Annotated in this window: 19 protein-coding genes and 1 tRNA gene; 10 read left to right on the top strand and 10 right to left on the bottom strand. The window is 73.2% G+C overall.

Annotated features, from left to right (window positions below; translation table 11 throughout):
- Positions 1 to 10: 10 nt before the first annotated feature.
- Together R2D22_RS16845 and R2D22_RS16840 are read right to left on the bottom strand one after the other, a co-directional pair.
- Positions 11 to 652 carry a LuxR C-terminal-related transcriptional regulator gene (locus R2D22_RS16845; RefSeq protein ID WP_318104408.1) on the bottom strand — a complete coding sequence of 214 codons (642 nt, stop codon included), beginning with the start codon at positions 650 to 652 and terminating at the stop codon, positions 11 to 13.
- Positions 640 to 1,803: a sensor histidine kinase gene (locus R2D22_RS16840; protein ID WP_318104406.1), complete on the bottom strand. Its 1,164-nt coding sequence runs from the start codon at positions 1,801 to 1,803 to the stop codon at positions 640 to 642. Before R2D22_RS16840 ends, R2D22_RS16845 begins: the two co-directional genes overlap by 13 nt.
- Positions 1,804 to 1,961: 158 nt before the next feature.
- Here R2D22_RS16840 and R2D22_RS16835 point away from each other — a divergent pair, with 158 nt between their 5' ends.
- The 4 genes from R2D22_RS16835 to R2D22_RS16820 all read left to right on the top strand — a co-directional run bounded on the left by R2D22_RS16835 (position 1,962) and on the right by R2D22_RS16820 (position 5,186).
- Positions 1,962 to 2,138 (top strand): hypothetical protein, encoded by a 177-nt coding sequence (locus tag R2D22_RS16835; protein ID WP_318104404.1) that lies wholly within the window; start codon positions 1,962 to 1,964, stop codon positions 2,136 to 2,138.
- Positions 2,139 to 2,208: 70 nt separating this feature from the next.
- Positions 2,209 to 3,411 (top strand): DNA polymerase III subunit delta', encoded by a 1,203-nt coding sequence (locus tag R2D22_RS16830; protein ID WP_318104403.1) that lies wholly within the window; start codon positions 2,209 to 2,211, stop codon positions 3,409 to 3,411.
- A 70-nt stretch (positions 3,412 to 3,481) separates the two neighbouring features.
- On the top strand, positions 3,482 to 5,038 hold the full coding sequence (locus R2D22_RS16825) for an alpha/beta hydrolase (RefSeq protein ID WP_318104401.1): 1,557 nt from the start codon (positions 3,482 to 3,484) through the stop codon (positions 5,036 to 5,038).
- A gap of 74 nt (positions 5,039 to 5,112) precedes the next feature.
- Positions 5,113 to 5,186: transfer RNA gene (locus tag R2D22_RS16820), tRNA-Thr, on the top strand.
- 99 nt (positions 5,187 to 5,285) lie between these two features.
- On the opposite strand, the gene R2D22_RS16815 is transcribed toward R2D22_RS16820, so the two are convergent.
- On the bottom strand, positions 5,286 to 5,657 hold the full coding sequence (locus R2D22_RS16815) for a hypothetical protein (protein ID WP_318104399.1): 372 nt from the start codon (positions 5,655 to 5,657) through the stop codon (positions 5,286 to 5,288).
- Between the two features lie 211 nt (positions 5,658 to 5,868).
- On the opposite strand from R2D22_RS16815, the gene R2D22_RS16810 reads away from it, so the two are divergent.
- The 4 genes from R2D22_RS16810 (at position 5,869) to R2D22_RS16795 (ending at position 11,275) form a co-directional block, all read left to right on the top strand.
- Positions 5,869 to 7,263: an outer membrane protein assembly factor BamB family protein gene (locus R2D22_RS16810; protein WP_318104398.1), complete on the top strand. Its 1,395-nt coding sequence runs from the start codon at positions 5,869 to 5,871 to the stop codon at positions 7,261 to 7,263.
- A gap of 177 nt (positions 7,264 to 7,440) precedes the next feature.
- Positions 7,441 to 8,031, top strand: a complete 591-nt coding sequence (locus R2D22_RS16805; RefSeq protein ID WP_318104397.1) for a hypothetical protein — start codon at positions 7,441 to 7,443, stop codon at positions 8,029 to 8,031.
- A gap of 211 nt (positions 8,032 to 8,242) precedes the next feature.
- Complete coding sequence (locus R2D22_RS16800; protein WP_318104395.1) at positions 8,243 to 9,802, top strand: hypothetical protein; 1,560 nt, start codon at positions 8,243 to 8,245, stop codon at positions 9,800 to 9,802.
- Positions 9,803 to 9,976: 174 nt separating this feature from the next.
- On the top strand, positions 9,977 to 11,275 hold the full coding sequence (locus R2D22_RS16795; RefSeq protein ID WP_318104392.1) for an MFS transporter: 1,299 nt from the start codon (positions 9,977 to 9,979) through the stop codon (positions 11,273 to 11,275).
- On the opposite strand, the gene R2D22_RS16790 is transcribed toward R2D22_RS16795, so the two are convergent.
- Entirely contained in the window at positions 11,254 to 12,195 is a 942-nt protein-coding gene (locus R2D22_RS16790; RefSeq protein WP_318104389.1) for a sigma-70 family RNA polymerase sigma factor, read from the bottom strand. The genes R2D22_RS16795 and R2D22_RS16790 overlap by 22 nt on opposite strands.
- Before the next feature lie 49 nt (positions 12,196 to 12,244).
- Positions 12,245 to 12,646 carry a DUF6479 family protein gene (locus R2D22_RS16785; RefSeq protein ID WP_318104388.1) on the bottom strand — a complete coding sequence of 134 codons (402 nt, stop codon included), beginning with the start codon at positions 12,644 to 12,646 and terminating at the stop codon, positions 12,245 to 12,247.
- 149 nt (positions 12,647 to 12,795) lie between these two features.
- Between R2D22_RS16785 and R2D22_RS16780 the strand changes: the two genes are divergently transcribed.
- Positions 12,796 to 13,305 (top strand): SigE family RNA polymerase sigma factor, encoded by a 510-nt coding sequence (locus tag R2D22_RS16780; RefSeq protein ID WP_318104387.1) that lies wholly within the window; start codon positions 12,796 to 12,798, stop codon positions 13,303 to 13,305.
- 80 nt (positions 13,306 to 13,385) lie between these two features.
- A complete protein-coding gene (locus R2D22_RS16775; RefSeq protein ID WP_318104384.1) occupies positions 13,386 to 14,705 on the top strand; it encodes a hypothetical protein in 1,320 nt (439 codons plus the stop codon).
- Between the two features lie 17 nt (positions 14,706 to 14,722).
- Here the strand turns inward: R2D22_RS16775 and R2D22_RS16770 are convergent, their stop codons facing one another.
- From R2D22_RS16770 to R2D22_RS16750, 5 genes are all read right to left on the bottom strand, one after another.
- Positions 14,723 to 16,420, bottom strand: a complete 1,698-nt coding sequence (locus R2D22_RS16770) for a bifunctional 3'-5' exonuclease/DNA polymerase (RefSeq protein ID WP_318104382.1) — start codon at positions 16,418 to 16,420, stop codon at positions 14,723 to 14,725.
- 70 nt (positions 16,421 to 16,490) lie between these two features.
- Complete coding sequence (locus R2D22_RS16765) at positions 16,491 to 17,054, bottom strand: sugar O-acetyltransferase (protein WP_318104381.1); 564 nt, start codon at positions 17,052 to 17,054, stop codon at positions 16,491 to 16,493.
- Between the two features lie 332 nt (positions 17,055 to 17,386).
- Entirely contained in the window at positions 17,387 to 19,585 is a 2,199-nt protein-coding gene (locus R2D22_RS16760; RefSeq protein ID WP_318104378.1) for an FtsX-like permease family protein, read from the bottom strand.
- Positions 19,579 to 20,370, bottom strand: coding sequence for an ABC transporter ATP-binding protein (locus R2D22_RS16755; protein WP_318104377.1), 792 nt, complete (start codon positions 20,368 to 20,370; stop codon positions 19,579 to 19,581). Before R2D22_RS16755 ends, R2D22_RS16760 begins: the two co-directional genes overlap by 7 nt.
- A 97-nt stretch (positions 20,371 to 20,467) precedes the next feature.
- On the bottom strand, positions 20,468 to 22,621 hold the full coding sequence (locus R2D22_RS16750) for an FG-GAP repeat domain-containing protein (RefSeq protein ID WP_318104374.1): 2,154 nt from the start codon (positions 22,619 to 22,621) through the stop codon (positions 20,468 to 20,470).
- Positions 22,622 to 22,683: the final 62 nt, after the last annotated feature.

The following is a 22,683-nucleotide window of genomic DNA, read 5'->3' as shown; positions in this document are numbered from 1 at the left end:
CTGTACGCGGTCAGGCGTCGAGGTACGCCAGCACCGCGAGCACCCGGCGGTGGCCGCTGTCGCTCGGCGGCAGGCCGAGCTTCGCGAACACGTTGCCGACGTGCTTGTGGACGGAGCGTTCGGTCACCACCAGCGTGCGCGCGATCGTCCCGTTGTCGTGCCCCTGCGCCATCAGCTCCAGGACCTCGCGCTCGCGCGGCGTCAGCGTCTCCAGCGGGTCGTCCCGCCGTCGGGCCATCAGCTCCGTGACGACCTCCGGGTCCAGCGCCGTGCCCCCGCCGGCCACCCGGTCCAGGGCGTCCAGGAACTCGTCCACCCGCCCCACCCGGTCCTTCAGCAGGTACCCGACGCCTCGTGCGCCGCCGCCGAGCAGTTCGGCCGCGTAGGTCTCCTCGACGTACTGGGACAGCACGAGCAGCGGCAGGTTCGGCAACTGCTCGCGGGCCGCCAGCGCCGCCCGGAGCCCCTCGTCGCGGAAGCCGGGCGGCAGCCGTACGTCGAGCACCGCCACGTCCGGGCGGTGCTCCAGCAGCAGCGGCAGGATCTCCGGGCCGGTCGCCGCGACCCCCGCCACCTCGTGGCCCGCCGACGTCAGCAGCAGGACCAGGCCCTCCCTCAGCAGGGCATTGTCCTCGGCGATCACCACACGCACGGCAACTCCACTTCGATCACGGTCGGCCCCCCGACGGGGCTGTTCAGACTGACGGCGCCGTCCAGCGCGGCGACCCTGCGGCGCATCCCGAGCAGCCCCGAGCCGCCGCTCTCGTCCGCGCCGCCGCGCCCTTCGTCGCGTACCGCGATCCGCAGCCGGGCCGGGTCGCGGACCAGCTCCACGCGGGCGCCCGCGGCCCCGCTGTGCTTGGCGGCGTTGGTCAGCGCCTCGGCCACGGCGAAGTACGCGGCGGCCTCGACGGCGGCGGGGGCGCGCGGGCCGTCGTCCGCGCCGTCGGTGACGACGGTGACGTCCAGTCCGCTGCTCGCCGCCAACGCCCGGACCGCGCCGGTCAGTCCGCGATCCGTGAGGATCGGCGGGTGGATGCCGCGGACGACGTGCCGCAGCTCGGCCAGCGCCTCCTCCGCCTGGTCCTGGGCCTCGTCCAGGAGCCGGCGGGCGGTCGCGGGATCGGAGTCGTACGCCCGGCGGGCCAGCCCGATCCGCATGGAGAGCGCGACGAGGCGGGCCTGGGCGCCGTCGTGCAGATCGCGTTCGATGCGGCGCAGCTCGGCGCCGTGCGCGGCGACCGCCCCGGCGCGGGTCGCGGTGAGCTGTTCGATCCGTTCGGCGAGTACCGCGTCCGCGGCGGCCGGGGACGGCGCGAGCAGGGTGCGCGACCACGCGGCCTCCAGGTCGGCGAGCCGCCCGATCAGGGGCAGTGCGACCGGCGGGCGGCCGACGAGTCCGCACCATACGCCGTCGACGATCAGCGCGGGGATCCACAGCACCATGGCGGCGTACAGCAGGAACATGCCGTAGAGGAGCTGCGCGGCCATCCAGATCAGGTCCCGGAACGTGCCGGGGTCGCCGAGCGCCAGGCGGACGCGTTCGGGGAGCGGGCCTTCGAGCGGGCGGTACGCCTCCGGAACCGGGACGCCCGAACGGGCGGCGCTGCGACGGCGTTCCCAGCCGGCGAGCCGGCGCAGCAGCAGGACGCTCTCCGGCAGCACGCCGGCGCCGATCACGGTGGCCGTGAGGAAGGCGGTGAAGAGCGCGACGCCGATCATGAGGTGGCACAGGAGCGAGAGGGCGGCCCCGAGGACGAGATGCAGGAACGCCCCGCCCGCTTCCTTGACCGTCTCACTCATGCGCCCAGGCTAGGCGACGGCCGGGGGCGCGGACGGTGTAGGGGACTACACCATGGACGCGGGGGCGGGCACGGGTGTGCGGGAGGGGCGGGAAGGCGATCATCGAGTGGTCGGAACGACCGACCGATCGATCGCCCAACTCCCTTGGAGGAAAACCCATGAGGCCACTGCTCTGGCTGCTGCTCGTCGTCTCCGTCGCCGCCAACCTCTGGGTCTCTCTCCTGTCCGGCTACACCGGGGCCGAGGAGGTCGTCGCGAGCGTGACGACCGGCAGCGTGGTGCTCGGCTCCGTGGTCGGCCTGTGGCTGACGCGGTCGCGGTCCCGTACCTCCTGATCGGTCGGGGTTGTCACAGGGGTGCTCCACAATGGAGGGCGTACCTGAGGCCTGAGGAGGCGGGGCTGACATGGCCGTGTGGGACGACCTGGTCGGACAGGAGCGGTTGGCGGAGCAGCTGGCCGCGGCCGCGCGCGACGCCGACGCGCTCGTGACCGCCCAGGCCGCCGGCGAGCCCGGCCCCGAGGCGTCGAAGATGACGCACGCCTGGCTGTTCACCGGCCCGCCGGGATCGGGGCGCGCGACCGCGGCGCGGGCGTTCGCCGCGGCGCTGCAGTGCGTCAGCCCGGACCGCGCGCTCGGCGGGGCGCCGGGCTGCGGATTCTGCGACGGCTGCCACACCGCCCTGGTCGGCACGCACGCCGACGTGGAGGTCGTCCGTACGGACCTGCTCTCGATCGGCGTGAAGGAGACCCGCGACCTCGTCCGCCGGGCTCAGCTCTCGCCCGCGGTCGGGCGCTGGCAGGTCATCGTCCTGGAGGACGCGGACCGGCTCACCGAGGGCGCGGGCAACGTGCTCCTGAAGGCCGTCGAGGAGCCCGCGCCGCGCACCGTCTGGCTGCTGTGCGCGCCGTCCCTGGAGGACGTGCTGCCGACGATCCGGTCCCGCTGCCGGCACGTCTCGCTGCGGACGCCGCCGGTCGCGGCCGTCGCCGACGTGCTCGTACGGCGCGACGGCATCGAGCCGCAGGCCGCGCAGGACGCCGCCCGCGCCACGCAGGGACACATCGACCGGGCGCGCCGGCTCGCCACCGACGAGCGGGCGCGCGCCCGCCGGGCGACGGTGCTCAAGCTGCCGCAGCGGGTCGAGGACGTCGGCGGCGGCCTGCGGGCCGCCCAGGAGCTGATCGACGCGGCGGCGGAGGACGCGCAGCAGGTCGCCGAGGAGGTCGACGCCAAGGAGACCGAGGAGCTGAAGGCGGCGCTCGGCGCAGCCCAAGGTGGGCGGATGCCGCGCGGCACGGCGGGCGTGATGAAGGAGCTGGAGGAGCGGCAGAAGCGGCGAAGAACGCGTACCCAGCGCGACAGCCTGGACCTCGCCCTCACCGACCTGACCGGCTTCTACCGGGACGTGCTGGCGATCCAGCTGGGTGCCCGCACGCCGCTCGCCAACGAGGACGTCCGCGACGCCCTGGAACGGATCGCCCGCGGCACCACTCCGGAGCGGACCCTGCGCCGCATCGAGGCGGTGCTGGCCTGCCGCGAGGCGCTCGACCGGAACGTGGCCCCGCTGCTGGCGGTGGAGGCGATGACGATGGAGCTGCGCGGCTGACGGGCCGGGCGCAGGCGACCGCTCCCGCCTGATTGGACACGCTGTGTACTCGTACGGCTACCCTCCGGGGATGAACTCCAGGCGTTTGCTCCGCACCACCGCCGCGGCTCTGGCCGTCGCCGGGCTCGTCGTCTCCGGATGCACGGCGGGAAGCGACGCCGCCGGGCCCGCCGCCGGGCCTGCCTCCGCGCCGCACCCGGCGCCCTCGCCGTCGGGGACGGCCGGCCTGGAGACGTACTACGGGCAGCGGCTCGCCTGGCGGGACTGCGGTGTGCCGGACTTCCAGTGCGCGACGCTCCGGGTGCCGCTGGACTACGCGAAGCCCGACGCCGGCGAGGTGAAGCTGGCCGTCTCCCGGGTGAAGGCCACTGGTCCGGGCAAGAGGCTCGGATCCCTGCTGGTGAACCCGGGCGGCCCGGGCGCCTCGGCGATCGGCTACCTCCAGGGGTACGCGGGCATCGGCTACCCGGCCCCGGTCCGGGCGCGGTACGACATGGTCGCCGTCGACCCGCGCGGCGTGGCGCGCAGCGCGCCGGTGGAGTGCCTCACCGGGCCGCAGATGGACGCGTTCACGCAGGTCGACTCGACGCCCGACGACGACCGGGAGTCGGCGGCCCTCGAGACCTCCTTCAAAGCCTTCGCGGCCGGCTGCGAGAAGGACGCCGGGAAGGTGCTGCCGCACGTCTCCACGGTGGAGTCGGCGCGGGACATGGACATCCTCCGGGCGGTCCTCGGCGACGAGAAGCTGACGTACGTGGGCGCCTCGTACGGGACGTTCCTCGGCGCGACGTACGCGGAGCTGTTCCCGCAGCGGGCGGGGCGGCTGGTGCTCGACGGTGCGATGGACCCGTCGCTGCCCGCGGTGGACCTGAGCCGCGACCAGACGGCCGGGTTCGAGACGGCCTTCCAGGCTTTCGCGGCGGACTGCGTCAAGGTGCCGGACTGCCCGCTCGGCACCGGGTCGGTCGAGGCGGCCGGCGAGCGCCTGCAGGCATTCTTCCGGAAGCTCGACGCCGAGCCCGTCCCCACCGGGGAGAGCCGCGCGCTGGGCGAGTCCCTGGCCACGACCGGGGTGATCGCCGCGATGTACGACGAGGCGGCCTGGCCCCAGCTCCGGGAGGCCCTGACGCGGGCGATGAGCGGCGAGGGGGCGGAGCTGCTGGCGCTGGCCGACAGCTACTACGAGCGGGAGCCGGACGGCACGTACACGAACCTGATGTTCGCCAACGCGGCAGTGAACTGTCTGGACCTCCCCCCGGCCTTCAAGGACCGGGCGGATCTGGAGAAGGCGGTGCCGTCCTTCGAGAAGGCGTCCCCGGTCTTCGGCGAGGGCCTGGCCTGGGCCGCGCTGAACTGCACCTTCTGGCCCACCCCCGCCACCGGCCGCCCGCACCGCATCAGCGCGAAGGGTGCGCCCCCGATCCTGGTCGTCGGCACCACCCGCGACCCGGCCACCCCCTACAAGTGGGCCCGGTCCCTCGCGTCCCAGCTGTCCTCCGGCGTCCTCCTCACCTACGAGGGCGACGGCCACACGGCCTACGGCCGCGGCAGCGACTGCATCGACACCGCCATCAAGACCTACCTCCTGGAGGGCACCCCTCCGGCGGACGGAAAGCGCTGCTCATGACGGTGGTCGGAGCACCCCGATTAACTGTGTAGACTTGGCGACGCTGCTGCACCCACCATGGGAACGCGCAGCATGCCGCCTTAGCTCAGTTGGCCAGAGCAACGCACTCGTAATGCGTAGGTCTCGGGTTCGAATCCCGAAGGCGGCTCGGATGAACCCCAGGACGCGCTCGTCGCGACCTGGGGTTTTTTCGTGTGCCCGGGCCGTTCTGTGCAGGCCGTTCTGCCCGGGCCGTTCTACAGGCCGTTCAGCGGCGGCTCTCCAGCACACGGTCCAGGGTGAGCCCCAGCACGCTGCCCAGCAGGACCGCGGCGAGCATCATCGAGCCGACCTCCGCGTCGAGGTCGCCCCAGCCGTTGACCAGCGAGATCGCCAGGGTGAAGACCGGGACCGCCAGGGTCGCCGTGAGGTGGCGGGGGACAGAGTCGCGGTGCGGCTCGCGGTGGACGCGGGCGGCGGCGAGGACGCACGCGGTGATGGTCAGCACGTTGGGGACGTAGACGAGGGCGAGGCGCCAGCCGAAGGCGTGGAGACGGGAGTCGAACACGCCCTGAACCGCGTAGCCCACCGCGATGCTCAGCAGCACGACCACCACGAGGCCGACCGCCCACGAGCGCATCAGCGGGAAGAACCATCGGGGGCCTCCCTGGATCCCCCCGGCCCGCATGTGATGTGCTGGCGCCCAGGCCTGGTTGCTGCGCGTGCCGAACATCGTGCACCTCTCTCTTTCCTCGGGGCCGCACACGCTATCTCAGTCGATCGTGTTGCCATCCGGTCTCCGCCAAGCGCCCGCGGACGCACGGAAGTTGCAACACGCGAAAGGTGAAGCAATGAACGCACGGGGACACGCCGGACGGCAGGGGCGGCACGTCGGCCGCCGAGCGGTGCTCGGGGCCGGGGTCGTGGGCGTCGGAGCCTTCGCGGCGTGGAAGGTCCTCGGCGGTGCGGAGGACCCGGAGATCCCGGCCCCGCCCGAGCGGCAGCCCCTGTGGACGTACGCGCTGAACGGTGCCGCGGCCGGGGTGACTTGGCTGAGAAGTGCGGGCGGCTCCCTCTACGTCACCTCCGACGGCCCGCTGTCCGTGCACGCGCTGGATGCCGGGAGCGGTCGCAGGCGGTGGGTGGCCGAGGTGACCGGCGGCAAGCAGGGGGACGCGGTGCTCGGGCCCGTCACCGTCGCCGACGGGACCGTCTACGCCGTGGCCGGCGGCGGACACGTCAACGCCTTCGCGGACGCCGACGGCGGCCGGCGCTGGGCGAGTGCGCCGCTGGGCGGAGGTTCTCCCGCGGCGCCCGTGGTGATCGGCTCCACCGTGTGCGTGCTGATGCAGACGGAGAAGGCGGCGGACGAGGCCGGAGGCACCCGCACCCTGGTCGAGGGTGTGCTGTGCGGGCTGGCGAAGGGCACGGGGCGCGTCAAGTGGCGGACCGGGGGGAACCGGCTGCTGCTGGGGGACCCCTCCCGCGGTCAGGTGATCGCGGAGACCCGGGGCGGCGAACGGATCGTCGCACTCGACGCGGATTCGGGGGACGAGCGCTGGTCGCTGCCGAAGCAGGACAGCGTGGTCCTGGCGGCGAACGGGAAGCTGATGTACGCGATCGGGGCGGGAAAGGGCAACGAGCTTGCCGCGTACGACCTTTCCACCGGGGGGCGGCGCTGGAAGTCCCCCGCGCCTCCGAAGGAGAGCGCGGAAGGTCCGGGCGCGGCGATCACCCTCTCCGCCGACGGGCGCACGGTCTACGCCTGCGAGGGCGGGACCGGGGCCGTGTACGCGTACGACGCCGCGACGGGTGACAGGCGCTGGCGCGCCACGGTCGATGCGCCCGTGAACCCCGAGGTCGCGTCGGGCGGGACCGCTGTCTTTCTGGCCACGAGTGACGGTTACCGGGGCGCGCACAACGTCGACTCCGGCCTCCAGAACCCCTTCTCCAGCGGGCAGAAGAGCGCCGGCGGCTATGTCACCGCGCGAGCCGCGGCCGACGGCAAGCAGTTGTGGCGTACGCGCTCCGACAGCTGCAGCACCGCACCGGCGCCTGCGGGGAGCCGGTTCGTACTGGTGGGCCACGGCGCGGAGTTGTGGGCCTACGACGCGGGTACGGGGGCGGCGCGCTGGCGCGTGCAGGGCGAGCCGGGTGCGGACCGGGTCCCGCTGGTCGCCGACGGCAGGGCCTATGTGCTCACGGATGCGGGAGTCGGCGCGTTCTCGGTCGCGGCCTCGGCGTGACGCCTCGAAGGTCGGGACGGTAAGTCGCCGTACAGAGTTGCGAATTGGGCCCCTGGGCCCATGCGTCGATCGGCGTCGCTCCGTACGATTCTCGAACACTCACTACCCATGGGACACACCTGCCCCAGGAGACACATCCCCCTGCGCTGAGCACGCCGTACGGAAGGAACCACAAGCATGAAGCACAAGGCCATGCGTCCCACGGCGATGCGCGCCACGGCGGTGGGCGGTGTGGTGGCCGCGATGCTGTTGTTGGCCGGTTGCGGAGACGGCGGCGCGGCGGGCGGGGCGGCGCCGGAGGGTTACGAGCGCCTCAAGACGGCCCACGTCACCGTGGACTTCCCCGAGACGTGGAAGGTCCAGTCCGAGGCGGAGCGACCCGAGCTCGCCGACGGGGCGGCCGTGCTGGAGCAGGGCGGACGCCAGCTCGGGAAGATCTCGGTCGTGCTCAAGTACGACGACACCCGTGACGCCGACAAGGCGGCGGCCTCCGCACTCGGTGACCACGAACTGCAGGCGCAGATCAAGGGGTTCAAGGACTTCTCCGTCGCCGGCACGGACGACGGACAGCGGATCGACTACTCCTTCAAGTCCGCGGGAACCGGGTCGACCCCTCCCAAGGGGGAGCCGGTCAACGGGGTCGACGTGGTGGGCACGGACAAGAGCGGCGAGACCTTCCTGGTGCGGATCAACGCCGCCGCGTCCGCTCTGAGCGCCGACGAGCTGGAGAAGGTCGCCAAGAGCGTCCAGGTCGTCGAATCCGAATAGGCCCCGTGCGGCGGCCGATTTTTCGTTTGCGTCGCGGACCCGTGAGCCGATCCGGACGCGCACAGTGACACTTCGCCCCTCGATGACTCCTTGCCTGATCACCGGAGTTGGGGGCAACAGGAGAGAGGCAGGGGGAATGGGACCCTTCGAGGGGTCGAGGTCGGGTTCGGGCAGGCTGTCGAACGATGCCGGACAAGGCGCTCTTGACTACGTGGGCGTCGTCGTCGTGGCCGCCGCGGTCGTCCTGGGCTTAACGGCCACCGGTGTCGACGGCAGTTTGGCGGCGAGCTTCCAGGCCCAGATATGCAAGGCGATGGGCGGTTCGAACTGCGACATCGTCTCCATCAGCGCCCCGGGTTCGAACCCTCTGGACAGGGACAAGGCCTACCGGCCGGCGCTGTGCAACACGAGGACCGAGCAGACCGACTCCGGGCAGGAGGTCAAGGTCGCCGTCGTCAAGCTGGGCAGCAAGTTCACCATGAAGCGCGAAGACTTCACGGACACGTCGGAGAAGCTCCCGGACGGCTCGAAGGGCACCGGGAAGCGCATCATGATCACCGTCCAGGACAGCGGTGAGGCCGGCCTGGAGACCGGGATCAAGGGGAAGCTCGGATCGAACAAGGCGAAGGTCCTCGAACTCGGCGCCGGGGTCGAGGTGAAGGACGGGGACACCTGGGTCTTCACCAACGAGAAGGAGGCCCAGGAGTTCCAGGACAAGGTCAAGAGCCTTCAGGACTCCCCCCCGAAGGAGATCGGGAAGGGGTTCCTGCGGGTCTTCGGGGTCGACCTCGACAAGGACGAGCGGAACGAGTTCAGCAAGAAGTACAAGGACAACCACATCACCACCGAAGAGACGAAGGTCAAGGGGAAGGCGGAGCTCGGGCTCGAAGGCGAGGTCAAGCAGAATGCCTACGGGATCTCGGGAGCCGTCGACGTGAGCGGCATGAAGCGCACCCAGATCAACAACTGGCTGAACCCGCCGGTCATCTCCACCACACGTGACTTCGAGATCAGCGGCAAGGGCAAGGCCGGCTGGGGCGCGAACGCACTTCCCGGGACCAAGCTCAAGGGCGAGGCCGGCGCCGGGATCAACGGTGCCATCACGGTAACGCGTTACTCCGAGGGCCCGAACAAGGGGAAGCTGGCCCGGATCGACGTCGTCCAGACGATCACCAAGGAGGGCAGCCTCACCAAGAACATCGAGGCGTCGAAGGAAGAAAAGCAGGGCAAGCACCGCAAGGGCAACAAGCACCGGAAGGACAAAGCCCCCAAGGGCACCGTCAAGGGCGGGCTCAAGGACGGCCTGAAGGAAGTGGAGACCACCACCACGACCCTCGCCTTCCCGCCGGAGTCGGAGATCACGCCTGAGCAGCGCGAGCAGCGGGACATGGTGGAGAAGGCCATCGGTGAAGGCAACAACGACATCGTCGGCGCCTCCGAGGGCAAGCCGAACGTCGACGGCAAGACCCTGACGGGAATGATGACCGATCCGCCTCCCGCGACGTCGCCCGACAAGCCGGGAACGCCGTTCAGCCAGAGCAAGAACCCGTACGCCCGCCTGCTCCACGACTCCGCCATCGCCACCAGGACGGTCCACTCGGTGGACGTCGGCAACAAGGAGGGCGGCTTCGAGCTGAAGGCCGGTCTCTCGCTCGGGTACACCACGAAACTCGATTCGGAGACCGCGGACCTCGAGACGGCCGAGTTCCTCGGAGCCCCGTCGGGCCCGGACGGGACCAGGTCCTTCACGCCCATCGACGCCTGCAGCTAGCGGCGACGTCGCTCGGTGCGCGGGTGAGCGCTTCAGCCCGGTCCGGACCCTGTCCGGGCCGGGCTTTCTGCTGACCGACCCCGCGTCCGACCCGCATCGATGAAGGAATGCTTAAGCGTTCTTGGAGAATTATTCGCTTGTGCTGCGCGTTCGGGGTGCGGGAGCGTCATGTGCATGCGCACTGAATCGCCCTGGCGGGTGCCCGACTTCCGGACCTTGTTCTCGGCCGCCGTGCTCAGCAACGCGGGAACCAATGTTGGCTACGTCGCGGTGCCGCTCGTCGCGGTCGGCTCGCTGGACGCCGGGGCCGGTGAGGTGGGCGCGCTCGCGACGCTGAGCACGGTGGCCTTCCTGCTCATCGGGCTGCCCGCGGGCGCCTGGGTGGACCGGATGCGGCAGCGGCGGGTGCTGATCGCCGCCGACCTCGCCCGCGCGCTGCTCTTCGCCTCCGTGCCGATCGCCTGGTGGGCGGACGTTCTGACTCTCGGTCAGCTGTACGCGGTCGTGTTCCTCAACGGCTGCGCGACCGTTTTCTCCGACGTCACCTCGCAGAGCGTGCTGCCCCAACTGGTCGGCCGGGAGGGGCTGGTGCGTGCCAACGCCGCCATGGTCAGCCTCATGGCCGCGGGGAACGTCGCGGGGCGCGGCGCCGGCGGCGCGCTCGTCCAGTGGCTGACCGCGCCGGTCGCCGTCGTCCTCACGGCCCTGAGTCACCTCGGTTCGGCGCTCCAGCTGATCCGCGTACGGCACGTCACGGCGCCGCCACCGGGGCGCAAGGACGGTGGCGAGGGGTTGCGGGCGCAGATCGCCGAGGGGCTGCGGCACGTCCTCGGGAACCCCGAGCTGCGCGCCCTCGCCCTGAGCGCCGCGATCGTCAACTTCGGGCTTCAGGTGGTCAACACGCTGCTTCCGGTGCTCTTCGTCCGCGAGCTCGGGCTGTCCCCGGCCGCCCTGGGCGCCTTCTGGGCGGCCGGCGGAGTAGGACTGCTGCTGGGGTCGCGGTGCGCACGGCCGATCGCGGCGCGCCTCGGCTACGGGCGGGCTCTCGGCCTCGCCGGGCTGTGGATGGCGCCGGCCGGGCTGCTCGTGCCGCTCGTGGACCGTGGGCCCTGGCTGTGGATCGCGGGCGCGGGCTGGCTGCTATCCCTGTTCAGGATCGGGACGAACAACGTCCTCGGCGTCAGCCTGCGCCAGCGGATGACCCCCGACCCTCTCCTCGGCCGCATGAACGCGACCTTCCGCTTCCTTCTCACCGGCGCCCTCGCCATCGGCGCCGCTGTGGCCGGACTCCTCGGCGAACTCGCGGGCCTGCACGCGACCCTGTGGGTCGGCGGGGCCATGATCGCCCTCTCCTGCCTGCCCGTGTTCCTCTCCCCGGTACGGGCGCGGCGCGAACTGCCGCAGGAGCAGCCGCTGATGTCCGGTTCCGTCACCGTGGCCGGTGACCGGGATCAGTCCCGTGTAGGGGGCTGAGGGGCGCCGGCCGGGAGCGGGCTCACGGTCAGCCGGTCCAGGTGGTCCTCGTCGGCGACGAGGTCGATCGCGGCGATGCGGTTCTCCAGGACGGTGAAGCCGACGACGCACCGCGGTTTTCCGGCCGGGTCCCACGTCAGGCCGGTCATGCCGTCGATCAGGACCGGGCCTTCGAGCGGGACCGGGACGGCCTCGGCCGCCCGGCCGGCGAAGGTCTCCGCCACGGCGCGGGCGCCGTGCGCCGGAGTCGCGCCGGTCGTGACTGCGGTCGCGTCGGCGCGCAGCACCACGTCCGGGTCGAGCAGGGCGAGCAGGGCCTCGGCGTCGCCGCTCCGCGCGGCGGCCAGGAACGCCGTCACGACCTCCCGCTGGCGCTCCGGATCGGGCTCGGGCAGATCGTCCAGGCCCTGGACGCGTCGCCGGGCCCGGCCGGCGAGCTGCCGGGTGGCCGCCGGGGTGCGGTCCACGATCGGCGCGATGTCCTCGAAGGGCACGGCGAACAGGTCGTGCAGGACGAAGGCGAGCCGTTCGCCCGGCGTGAGGGTGTCCAGGACGGCCAGGAGAGCGGTCTCGGCCGCGTCGGACAGCAGGGCCCGTTCCTCGGGGTGGGTGGTCTCCTCCGGCCGGTGCGGCCCTTCCGTCTCGGTGCGGGACGTACGTGAGTGGAGCATGGTGAGCGAGACCCGGCCGACGGCCGTGGTGAGCCAGTCGGCCAGGTTCTCGATCGCGGCGGTGTCGGCGCGGTTCAGCCGCAGCCAGGTCTCCTGGACGGCGTCGTCCGCCTCGCCGAACGAGCCGAGCATCCGGTACGCCACGGCCCGCAGTCGCCCACGCTGCTCCTCGAAGCGCCGGGCCAGGAGTGCGCGCTCGTGCTCGTACCGGTGCTCGTCCACCACTGCGGATGCCTTTCGCGACGGCATGGCTCACCTCTCCGGGGAGTGACCCGCGGGATCCCCCGGATGGGACGGCTCAGTCGCCGTGCCCGGTGCCGCCGCTGCCGAATCCACCGCTGGAGATGCCGCCCCAGCGCCGTTTCTCCTCGCTCGGCGGCTCCGGCGAGGTCTCGGTGCCGGAGGTGCCGCCGTCGTTGAGCTGGTACGGCATGAGCCGGTGCTCGCCGTCCGTGTGAGGCATCTCCGCCGGCCGGCGGTACTCGATCATCTCACCAGGCAGCTGGTCCGTCTCCGGACGGTGCGGCTGCTCTTCCGGCTTGGGGGTCCGGGACTCGCGGTCGCGGATGTAGCGCCCCCATGCGAAGGCGCCGATGAGCATGGCGACGAGCACCAGGCCGCCGAGGACCTGGCCGAGCCCGTTCTGCCAGACCCCGGCCACCGACATCATGTCTGCGGTCTGCAGGGCAAATGCGTTCATACCCGAACAAATACCCGGTTCGGAGCGTCGTCAGACATGCCTCGGGATCTCGTACGGGAATCGGTGAAACATTCTCCGGGGCCCATCGCGTCAATTCGATGAAGGACGAACGAGGCACACGGCCGAGGGACGAGGGGGAGACGCGGCGCATGAGAAGGTCCCGCACGGAGGAGTTCATGGAGTTCGCCTCCGCCCGGTCCGGGCACCTCTTCCGGTCGGCATGCCTGCTGACCAGCGGCGACACCCACCTCGCCGAGGACCTGGTGCAGGAGACGCTGGGCCGGATGTACACGCTGTGGGGGCGCGTCACCCGGATCGGCAACCCCGCCGGATACGCCCAGACCGTGCTCGTCCGCGCCTTCCTCAGTCACCGGCGCCGGAAGTCCGCCACCGAGCGTCCGCTCGGGGAGCTGCCCGACCGGGCTCCGGACACGGGCGACGACCCGGCCCTGCGGATCGCGCTGCTCGACGCGCTGGCCCAGCTGGCACCGAAGGACCGGGCGGTCGTGGTGCTGCGGTACTGGGAGGACCGCAGCATCGAGGAGACCGCCGACGTGCTGCACGTCAGCTCCGCCGCGGTCCGCACCCGCTCGGTGCGGGCGCTGGCGAAGCTCAGGGAACAGCTCGGCGGCAGCATCACCGAGTTCGCCACCCGCTGACCCGGGCCCCGGGCACGCGCCCGGTCCGCCACCGAACGTTCAGGCTTTTCACCACACACACCGACCGGAGTTGATTCGGCATGCCCCAGGAACAGGACCAGCACCCCTTCGAGGAAGAGCTGGGCGCGGTCATGCACCGCACCGGCGACAGCTTCAGCGCCGCCGCTCTGCCCGACCTCGCCTCGCGCGGCCTGAGCCGGGGGCGGCGTCGGCTGGCGCGCCGCCGCGCCGGCGCCGTGGGCGGCAGCGTGTTGGCGCTCGCCCTGGTCGCCGTCGGCGGCGCGTACGGCGGCGGGCTGCTCGGCGGGAACGGTCCGGAGCGGGTCGACCAGTCCTCGGTCGGCGCCGGGGGCCGGGCGGAGAACGCCTCCGGCCAGGCCTCCGCGGCCCCGGACAAGGGAGGCAAGGGGCTCCGGGAGGCGCAGATCCCGGTCCGCGACCTGGCCGAGATCCTGAGGACGAACACCCCGGCCGGAAAGTGGTCCTTCGAGAACCTCGACGGCACGGGCCAGTCCGTCCTCGGAGTGTTCGACGACGGCAAGGGCAAGGCGGGCGTCTCCGTCGGCCTGTACCGCGCCGGGGAGGGCCGGGAAGCCGGGGCCGACCAGGTCTCCTGCCCGAACGAGGAGTTCGTCCCGTACGACGCCTGCACCAGCACCCGGCTGGCCGACGGCGCGCGGCTGATGGTGCTCCAGGGCTACGAGTACCCGGACCGGCGCGTCGACACCAAGGCATGGCGGGCCGTACTGCTCACCAAGGACGGGTTCCTGATCGACGCGAGCGAGTACAACGCCGCCGCCGAGAAGGACGCCCCGATCAGCCGACCGAACCCGCCGTTCTCGCCGGCGCAGCTCAAGACCCTCGTGACGGCCGAGGCGTGGCGTCCGCTGCTGAAGCAGCTGCCTGAGCCCGTGAAGCCCGCGCCCGGCTCGGGGGGCGCGTACCAGCCGCCCGCGACCCCGTCGGGCAAGGACGTCCAGGCGACGCTGCGCTCCCTGCTGCCCAAGGGCCTGCGGGTGACCTCCAAGGGCGGCGAGGGCGAGTTCGGGTACGTGGTCGTCGACGACGGCAAGGGCAAGAGCCTCGTCCAGATCAACGTGCAGCCCGACATGGGGGACGTGGCGGACCAGCTGTACACCGGCAGCGGCGTGACCACCCTGCCGAACGGCACGAAGGTGAAGCTGGAGAAGAAGCCGGGCGAGAAGGGCGGCGCGGGCGTCGTCTGGTGGACGGCCGACACGATGCGCAAGGACGGATTCCGGGTCGTCGTCTCCGCGTTCAACGCGGGTGCGCAGCACGAGGCCGCGACCCGCGAGGAGCCGGCGCTGACGCTGGAGCAGCTGAAGGGCATCGCGCTGAGCCCGAAGTGGGAGGCGCTGCCGCGCACGGTGCAGCAGTAGCTGCGCCCGGCCCCGGTTCACTTCGCGTCCGAGTACCGCTCCACCGTGGCGGTCGTGAACGGGAAGCGGACCGGGGTCTTGCCGAAGGCGATCCGCCCGGCCTCTTCTCCGGCCGCGCGGATCGCCTCCGTCACCGCCCCGGCCTCCTCGGCCGGGCAGTGCACGATCACCTCGTCGTGCTGGAAGAAGACCAGCTCGGCCCGCATGCCGGCGGTCGCGCGGCGCAGCGCGGCCAGCATCAGCAGTGCCCAGTCGGCGGCGCTGCCCTGCACCACGAAGTTCCGCGTGAAGCGGCCCCGGGCCCGGGCGTCGCCCGAGGCGTACCCGGGGACGAACGCCCCGTCGCCACCGGCCGGTTCGCCCTCGCCGCCCTCCTGCGGGATGCCCGCCTCCTCGGCGTCGCCCGCACCGGCGGCGCGGGGGCTGGTGCGGCCCAGCCAGGTGCGGACGAGCCGACCCTCCTCGCCCGCCTTCGCCGCGTCGTCCACGTACGCCACCGCCCGGGGGAACCTGCGGCGCAGCGCGGCCAGGTTCTTCAGGCCGTCGCCGCTGGTCTGGCCGTAGATCGCGCCGAGCAGCGCGATCTTCGCGTGGTCGCGGTCGCCGGAGAACGCCCGGTCGGACAGGCGGGCGTACAGGTCGTCGTCGTGCCCGGCGACCTCCATCAGGCCGGGGTCCCGGGAGATCGCGGCCAGCACCCGGGGCTCCATCTGGTCGGCGTCCGCGACGACCAGCCGCCAGCCCTCGTCGGCGACGACGGCCTGCCGGATCACCTTCGGGATCTGCAGGGCGCCGCCACCGTTGGTCGTCCAGCGGCCGCTGACCGTGCCGCCGGGCAGGTACTCGGGCCGGAACCGGCCGTCCCGCACCCAGTCCTGGAGCCAGCTCCAGCCGTGTGCCACCCAGATCCGGTACAGCTTCTTGTACGCGAGCAGCGGCTCCACCGCCGGGTGGTCGATCTCCGCCAACTCCCAGCGACGGGTGGACTTCAGCCGGATCCCGGCCGCGGCGAAGGCGCGGATCACGTCGGCCGGCAGGTCGGGGCGGACCCGGCGGCCGAGGGCCGCGGACACCTCGTCGGCGAGCTCGGCGAGGCGGCGCGGCTCGCCGCCGCCCGCGTACCGCTCGCCGAGCAGTTCCCGCAGCAGCTCGCGGTGCACGTCCGCCCGCCACGGCAGCCCCGACCGGTGCATCTCCGCCGCCACCAGCATCCCCGCCGACTCGGCGGCGGTGAGCAGCCGCATCCTGCCGGGATGCTCGGCCGCGTCGTGCCGCCGCTGCTGGTCCGCGTACACCTCCAGGAGGCCCTCGAAGGGAACGGGAGCCGCCGGCTGCGGCTCGAACAGCGAGTCCTGTGAGCCGGGTTCGGCGGCGCGCAGGGGAGGGTCGGGCGGTACGGGCGCGTTCCGCAGCCGGGCCAGCGCGGCCGCCGCGGACCGGGGCTCGCCGAGCCGCCCCTCGTGGCCGAGCAGCAGCAGTTCGGCGTCCTCGACGTCGTAGCAGCGCTCCACGCGCACCCCGGCGGCGAGCAGCCGTGGGTAGACCTCCGCCGTGGACCGCCACACCCAGCGGGCCACGTCCGGCCGCGACCGGACCGCCGCGACGAGATCCGGCTCGTACCGCACGTCCCCGGCGGGCGTCCCGTCCGGACGGAGGGGGACGAGCCGCGCGCCGTCCCCCTCCGCCTCCGGCGCGAGGGCCCAGCGTTCGTTCATGGGTGCGAGTCTGGCAGCCGGCACTGACAGCACGGCGGAGGCGGCGCGGGGGCGGAGCGGGGCCTGTCCGTCATTCCAGCTCGCGCACCACTCGCGCCGGGTTGCCGACCGCGAGGACGCCCGCCGGCAGGTCCTTGACGACCACCGACCCCGCCCCGACCACCGTGTTCGCGCCGATCGTCACTCCGGGGCACACGATCACCCCGCCGCCCAGCCACACGTTGTCCCCGAGGGTGATCGGTATGCCCTTCTCCCAGCCGGCCCTGCGCCGCTCCGCGTCGAGTTCGTGCGTGGGCGTGAGGAGCTGGACGTTGGGCCCGATCTGGACGTCCGCGCCGATCGTGATGGGTGCGACGTCCAGGAAGACCGCGTTGAAGTTCACGAACGTGCCGTCGCCGATGCTGATGTGCCGGCCGAAGTCGCAGTGGAACGGCGGCCGGATCCTGACCCCTTCGCCCACCGACCCCAGCAGCTCCACCAGCAGCTCGGTGCGGCCCGCGAGGTTCGGCAGGACGTCCCCGGTCGCGTTGTACGCCGCGCACAGCCCGGCCGCCCGCCGCGACTCGGCGGCCAGTTCGGGGTCGTCCGGCACGTACCACTCGCCGGCCAGCATCCGCCGCTTGTTCTCGCCCATCGTCCGCCCCTCCCTGCTCCGTGATCCCGTCGGTGAGGGTCTACCCGCGGCTCGCACGACCGTACGCGACCCTGGCGAGAACCGGACACTTGTACGAAGAATGTGGGTCCCTGTGCAGAACCGTCCCGCCGGCGCCCGGCCTGCGCGCGAGCCCTCGCCCGCCCCGCCCCCACCCGAGCCTCTGCCCGCCCCGCCCGCGCCCGCGCCCGCCCCGCCCGCGCCCGCCCCGCCCGCGCCCGCGCCCGCCCCGCCCCGCCCGCGCCCGCGCGTGGCCGGGGCGGGGGCCCCGGCTCCGACCCTGGCCCCCGCCCCGCTCCGTCCACCATCGCCGCTCAGCGCGTCAGCCGCCACGCGGGAAGCACCGCGGCCACCGTCGCGACCACCGCGCAGGTCCCCGCCGCCGCGCCCACCGCGGCCCACGGCACGGCCACCGCCACGGGCGCCGACAGCGACGCCAGCGCCGCCCCCAGCCCCGCCAGACCGACCGCCGTCACGGCCACCCCCAGCACCGACCCGATCGCCACCGAGAAGAGCGCCTCGCCCGCCACGACCCGCAGGATCTGCGCGCGCGTCGCCCCGGTCATGCGCAGCGCGCCGAGCTCCCCGCCGCGTACCGAGGTGGCCATGACCAGCGTGTTCGCCAGCGCGATGACCGTGTACACGACCGCGATGCCGAGCACGAGCATGAGGCCGAGGCGGGTGTTCCGGTTGACCGGAGGGTGGGTCTCGGCCGCCCACGCGTCGGCCGTCCGCACGGTGCCGCCGGTGGCGGCCATGGCCCGCTCCAGCGCGGGACCGCCCGAGACGTCGCCGCCGACGTCGATCCGGTCGACGGTCGTGCCGGGTGCGTTCGCCGTCGTCACGTACGGCCCGTTGTCGCCGGTGCCGGGCGCGAGGACCGCGACGACCCGCAGCGTCGTCGTCCGCCCGTCGGCGAGCCACACCTGCACCCGGTCGCCGATCCGGCGCCGCTCCCACTCCTGGTTGACGACGATCGAGCGGTCGTCGAGGTCCCGTACGTCCCCGGCCAGCACCGGAAGCCGGGCCAGGTCCGCGAAGGCGGCCGGGTCGGCGACGGCCCGCGCGCCGTACTTCACCAGCGCCGCGTCGCCGTCCCGCACGAAGACGGAGGTCGCACCGGTCGCGGACACGGTCGCGCCCGCCACCGCCCGCAGCCCGTCCGCGGACAGCCCCCGGCCGGCGCCGAGGCCGACACCCCGAGCTCCGGCACCCGAAGCCCCGGCACCAGCGCCCCCGGCCCCGCCCTCGCCGCCCGTGATCACGTAACCCGCCGCCGTCTGCTCCCGCGACTCCGCCCCCTTCGCCGTGGTCACCGTGACCGCCGAGCCGAACAGCGAACCGGCGAGCGCGACCGTGACCAGCACGGGCGCGGCGACCGCCGACGTGCGGCGCAGGGCCGCGGCCGTGTTCGCGCGGACCAGCATCCCGGTGACCCCCGGCAGGGGCAGGAGGCGCGCCACGGGCCGTACGAGCAGCGGGGCGAGCAGCGCCACGCCGGTGATCATGATCATCGGCTGCGTCGTGTACGTCTTGCGCTTGAGCAGCGTGTACGGGTCGTCCACGCACGTCCACACGAGCAGCACGACCCCCGTAAGGAGCAGGCCAGCGCCGAGCAGGCGGCGGCCGAGCGGCAGCACGCCGGTGTCTACGTCGGCCTCGCGCAGCGCGGCCGTCGGCCCGATCCGTCCGGCCCGCCGGGAGGCGGCGACCGCGCCGGCGACGGCGACCGTCACCCCGGTCCAGAACGCGGCGTGGAACGGCCAGCGGGCGTCGCCGATGGCGAACCATTCCGGGGCGACGCCCTCGTCCACGAGCAGCCGGGCGAGCCGCGGCGCGGCCCACGCTCCCAGCGCGCAGCCCGCGGCGGACGCGAGGACGCCGACCCCGGCGGCCTCGGCCAGCAGCAGTCGGCGCACCTGGCCGGGGGTCGCCCCCGCGGTGCGCAGCAGCCCGAACTCGCGGCGGCGCAGCGCGACGGCGAAGGCGAAGGTGGAGGCGACGACGAAGACCGAGACGAAGGACGTGACACCGCCGGACGTGCCGAGCAGCGCGTTGAGCGCGACGAGCGCCTGTTCGTCCCGCTCGGGGTCGGGGTCCGCGAGCCGCCGGTCGGCCCCCGTGAGGACCTGGGCGCGGTCGCCGACGAGCGCGCGGACCCGGTCGGCGGGGCCGTGGACCCCGACGGCGTCCGGGCCGCCGGCGACCGTCACCCGCCAGCGGGTGCGCAGTTCGTTCAGCAGTGCGGCGTCCACAGGGTGTGGACGGTCCAGCTTCTGCGCGGCCCGCACGGTGTCCGGCCCGCGCTGTACGTCGACCTCGACGGTGTCCTGCCCCATGACGACGACGGGCGCGGCGGCGAACCGTTCCGGCTGCCGCTCGGGCGCGTGGAGCGTGGACGCGAGCCCGAGGCCCATGGTCGTGAGCAGCCCGACCCCGAGCGCCAGCGCGACGAAGCTTCCGACGAACCCGGCCCAGCGGGTCCGAAGTCCGGTGAGCGCGACGGTCAGCATGCGAAGCCCCCCGCCTCGGCGGCACCCGTCTCCAGCGTCGCCATCCGCGTCGCGACCTGCTGCGCCGTCGGGGACGTCAGTTCGCCGTGGACGCGACCGTCGACGAGGAAGACGACGCGGTCCGCGTACGACGCGGCGACCGGGTCGTGGGTGACCATGACGATCGTCTGGCCCTCGCGGTCCACCAGCTCCCGCAGCATCCCGAGGACGTCGCGGCTCGTGGCCGTGTCCAGTGCGCCGGTCGGCTCGTCGCCGAACAGGACGGCCGGCCGGGTGATCAGGGCCCGCGCGATCGCCACCCGCTGCTGCTGCCCGCCGGACAGCTCGCCGGGCCGGTGCCCGGCCCGCGCCCCGAGGCCGACGCGCTCCAGCGCGCCCCGCACCTCGGCGCGCGAGGGTCGGCGGCCCGCGAGCCGCAGCGGCAGCGCGACGTTCTGGGCGGCGGTCAGCGACGGCAGAAGGTTGAACGACTGGAAGACGAAACCGATCCGGTCCCGCCGCAAAAGCGTCAATCGCCGCTCGCTCAGCCCCTCCAGGGCCACCCCGCCCACCTCGACCCGCCCGGAGGTGGGCCGGTCGAGCCCGGCGGCGCACTGCAGCAGCGTGGACTTGCCGGAGCCGGACGGCCCCATGACGGCGGTGAAGGACCCGGCGGGGAAGGCGAGTTCGACGCCGTCGAGGGCGCGTACGTCGCCGTAGTGGCGGCGGAGTCCGGTCAGGCGGACGGCGGGTGCGGGTGCGGCTGCGGGCCCGGTGGTGTGAGCGGCTGCGGCTGTTGAGGTCATGCCCCAAGCCAACCGCCGCGGAGGCTCCCGATCACGACCCTTGGCGGGCGTCCTGGGGGTAGGGCTGCCCCTACCCCCAGGCTCCCTTCAGCAGGCGTTACTTGATGCTGGCGAAGGACTTCCAGCCGGTGCCGATCTTGGCGCCGGAGCCGATGGCCCCGGTGCCGGTGCCGGCGTAGCGGTACAGGTCACCGGCGGTGGTGCGGCCGATGATGTCGTTCTTGCCGTCGCCGGTGAGGTCGCCGATGCCGATCATGTTGACCATGCCGCCCCAGCCGGAGCCGATCTTCACGCCGGAGCCGATGGTGCCGCGGCCGGTGCCGAGGTAGCGGTAGAGGTAGCCGGTCGACGTGCGGGCGATCAGGTCGGCGTTCTTGTCGCCGTTGAGGTCGCCGGTGCCGACGATGGTCAGCGACTTCCAGCCGGAGCCGATCTTGCCGACGCGGGTCAGTCCGCCGGTCGTCGTGCCGGTGTACAGGTACAGGTCGCCGGTGGAGATCTGGCGGGCGATCAGGTCCGGCCTGCGGTCGGCGTTGAAGTCGCCCGAGTAGGTCAGGGCGTCGAACGCGGCCCAGCCGCTGCTGCCGATCCTGGCGTTGGGCGCGGCCGGCGTGACCGGCGTACCGCAGGCCGGGTTGTAGCGGTACAGCTCCCCGGCGGCGGTGCGGACGAGGGTGTCGTTGCAGCCGTCGCCGTTGAGGTCCCCGAAGGGCACCACGTACGACGTGGTCGGCCACGTCCCGCCGCTGACCTTCGTGGTGAGGGTGTGGTTGGCGTTGCCCTGGTAGACGTACAGCGCGCCCGCGGTGGTCTGCGCGTACAGGTCCGGGAAGCCGTCCTTGCCGACGTAGTCGCGGTGCTTGGCCGGGGCCGGGGGCGTGGTGAGACCGGTGCCGGCGGCCCAGAGCTGGTCCTCCTGCGCCCAGACCGCGGTGGCGTCACCGTCGGGGGCGACGGCGACCCGGCCTTCGGCGTACGAGCTGCCCGCGCGGCTGAGCTGGGAAGGCGCGGTCCACGTCCCGTTGATCCGGGCCGAGGTGTAGAAGCGCCGGTCGTCGTCGGTCGTGCCGCTCTGGGCCCAGCCGACCTGCACGGTTCCGTCGGCGCCGATCGCCGCGTCGAACTGCTCGGGCACGTACCCCGTGGAGAGGGTCTTGACCGCGGTCCACGCGCCGTCCGGGGTCCGCGAGGCGGTCCGCACGCCGATGACGTTGTCCTCGCCGGCAGCGACGTCCTCGGTCCAGACGAAGGTGACCTCGCCCGTCGGACCGACGAGCGGATCGAGGACCGCGGCGAAGTCGCCCATCGGACGCGCCGCGTCGATCGTCCAGCTCCCGCCGCCGGCGGCCCGGACCGCGGTGACGAGGGCCGTGGTCGTCGAGCCGGGGCTCTCGATGTACTTCACCCAGGCCAGCGCGGCCGTGCCGTCCTGGCCGATGCTCAGCTGCGGGGTGCCGCCCTCGTTGGGCGCAGAGACCGGCTTCGGGGCAGTCCACTGCGTGGAGCCCGCGGGCCGCTCGACGCTCATCACGGTCCGGCCGGACTCGGTCTGCTCGTCCCACACGGCCGTGACCGCGCCGTCCGGTGCGATCGCGACCTGCGGCCAGTAGGCCGAGGCGCCGCCCAGAACGCGGGGCGCCGACCACGCGCCGGCGCCCGTGCGCTCCGACACGTACAGGACGCTGCCCTGGCTCGAAGTGCTCTCGCGCCAGACCGCCACGCTCTTGCCGGCGGTCGCGTCGTGCGCGAAGGCCATGTCGCCGATCGCGGCGCGGGTGGCGATCGTGCTCGGCGCCGGCCAGGCGGTCGCCCCCTTCGCCAGGCTGGTCGCCCGCAGGACCGAGGTGCTGCCCAGGTCCTCGACCCAGGTCACGGTCATGGAGCCGTCCGCGGCGGGCGTCAGCCTGACGGACTGCATGCCGTCCTTCGTGGTGCTCAGGACCTTGGCCGGACCCCAGACCGTGCTGCTCGCGGGACGGACCGCGACGTTCAGCTCGGCGTCGAGCGTGCCGGCGGGCCAGCGGTACCAGACCGCGACGGCGGTGCCGTCCGTCGTCGTCGCCACGTCGATGACGGACTTTCCGTCGGTCGCCCCGGTCAGCGCCGTCGGCGTGCTCCAGGACCCCGACTGGGCCGCCGCCGCGACGCCGGCCGTCGCCAGGACGGCCGTCGCGGCGGTTCCGATGCCGATCCCCCCCAGGGCCAGCGCCGGAACCAGTGCCGCAGTGACGATTCTTCTGTTGTGCTTCAAGAAGTGTTCCTCCCCCTTGTACAGGTGCGCGCGACAGTAACAGTCGCCCTGGGAGACCATGA

This window comes from Streptomyces sp. HUAS YS2 (assembly GCF_033343995.1).
GTDB classification, from domain to species: Bacteria; Actinomycetota; Actinomycetes; order Streptomycetales; family Streptomycetaceae; genus Streptomyces; species Streptomyces solicathayae.
This window is presented reverse-complemented; position numbering and strand designations above follow the sequence as displayed.

Coding starts and splice junctions, on each gene's coding strand:
- R2D22_RS16840 (WP_318104406.1), bottom strand. CDS start 1,803: ATGAGTGAGACGGTCAAGGAAGCGGGCGGGGCGTTCCTGCATCTCGTC.
- R2D22_RS16835 (WP_318104404.1), top strand. CDS start 1,962: ATGAGGCCACTGCTCTGGCTGCTGCTCGTCGTCTCCGTCGCCGCCAAC.
- R2D22_RS16830 (WP_318104403.1), top strand. CDS start 2,209: ATGGCCGTGTGGGACGACCTGGTCGGACAGGAGCGGTTGGCGGAGCAG.
- R2D22_RS16825 (WP_318104401.1), top strand. CDS start 3,482: ATGAACTCCAGGCGTTTGCTCCGCACCACCGCCGCGGCTCTGGCCGTC.
- R2D22_RS16815 (WP_318104399.1), bottom strand. CDS start 5,657: ATGCGCTCGTGGGCGGTCGGCCTCGTGGTGGTCGTGCTGCTGAGCATC.
- R2D22_RS16810 (WP_318104398.1), top strand. CDS start 5,869: ATGAACGCACGGGGACACGCCGGACGGCAGGGGCGGCACGTCGGCCGC.
- R2D22_RS16805 (WP_318104397.1), top strand. CDS start 7,441: ATGAAGCACAAGGCCATGCGTCCCACGGCGATGCGCGCCACGGCGGTG.
- R2D22_RS16795 (WP_318104392.1), top strand. CDS start 9,977: ATGCGCACTGAATCGCCCTGGCGGGTGCCCGACTTCCGGACCTTGTTC.
- R2D22_RS16790 (WP_318104389.1), bottom strand. CDS start 12,195: ATGCCGTCGCGAAAGGCATCCGCAGTGGTGGACGAGCACCGGTACGAG.
- R2D22_RS16785 (WP_318104388.1), bottom strand. CDS start 12,646: ATGAACGCATTTGCCCTGCAGACCGCAGACATGATGTCGGTGGCCGGG.
- R2D22_RS16780 (WP_318104387.1), top strand. CDS start 12,796: ATGAGAAGGTCCCGCACGGAGGAGTTCATGGAGTTCGCCTCCGCCCGG.
- R2D22_RS16775 (WP_318104384.1), top strand. CDS start 13,386: ATGCCCCAGGAACAGGACCAGCACCCCTTCGAGGAAGAGCTGGGCGCG.
- R2D22_RS16770 (WP_318104382.1), bottom strand. CDS start 16,420: ATGAACGAACGCTGGGCCCTCGCGCCGGAGGCGGAGGGGGACGGCGCG.
- R2D22_RS16765 (WP_318104381.1), bottom strand. CDS start 17,054: ATGGGCGAGAACAAGCGGCGGATGCTGGCCGGCGAGTGGTACGTGCCG.
- R2D22_RS16760 (WP_318104378.1), bottom strand. CDS start 19,585: ATGCTGACCGTCGCGCTCACCGGACTTCGGACCCGCTGGGCCGGGTTC.
- R2D22_RS16755 (WP_318104377.1), bottom strand. CDS start 20,370: ATGACCTCAACAGCCGCAGCCGCTCACACCACCGGGCCCGCAGCCGCA.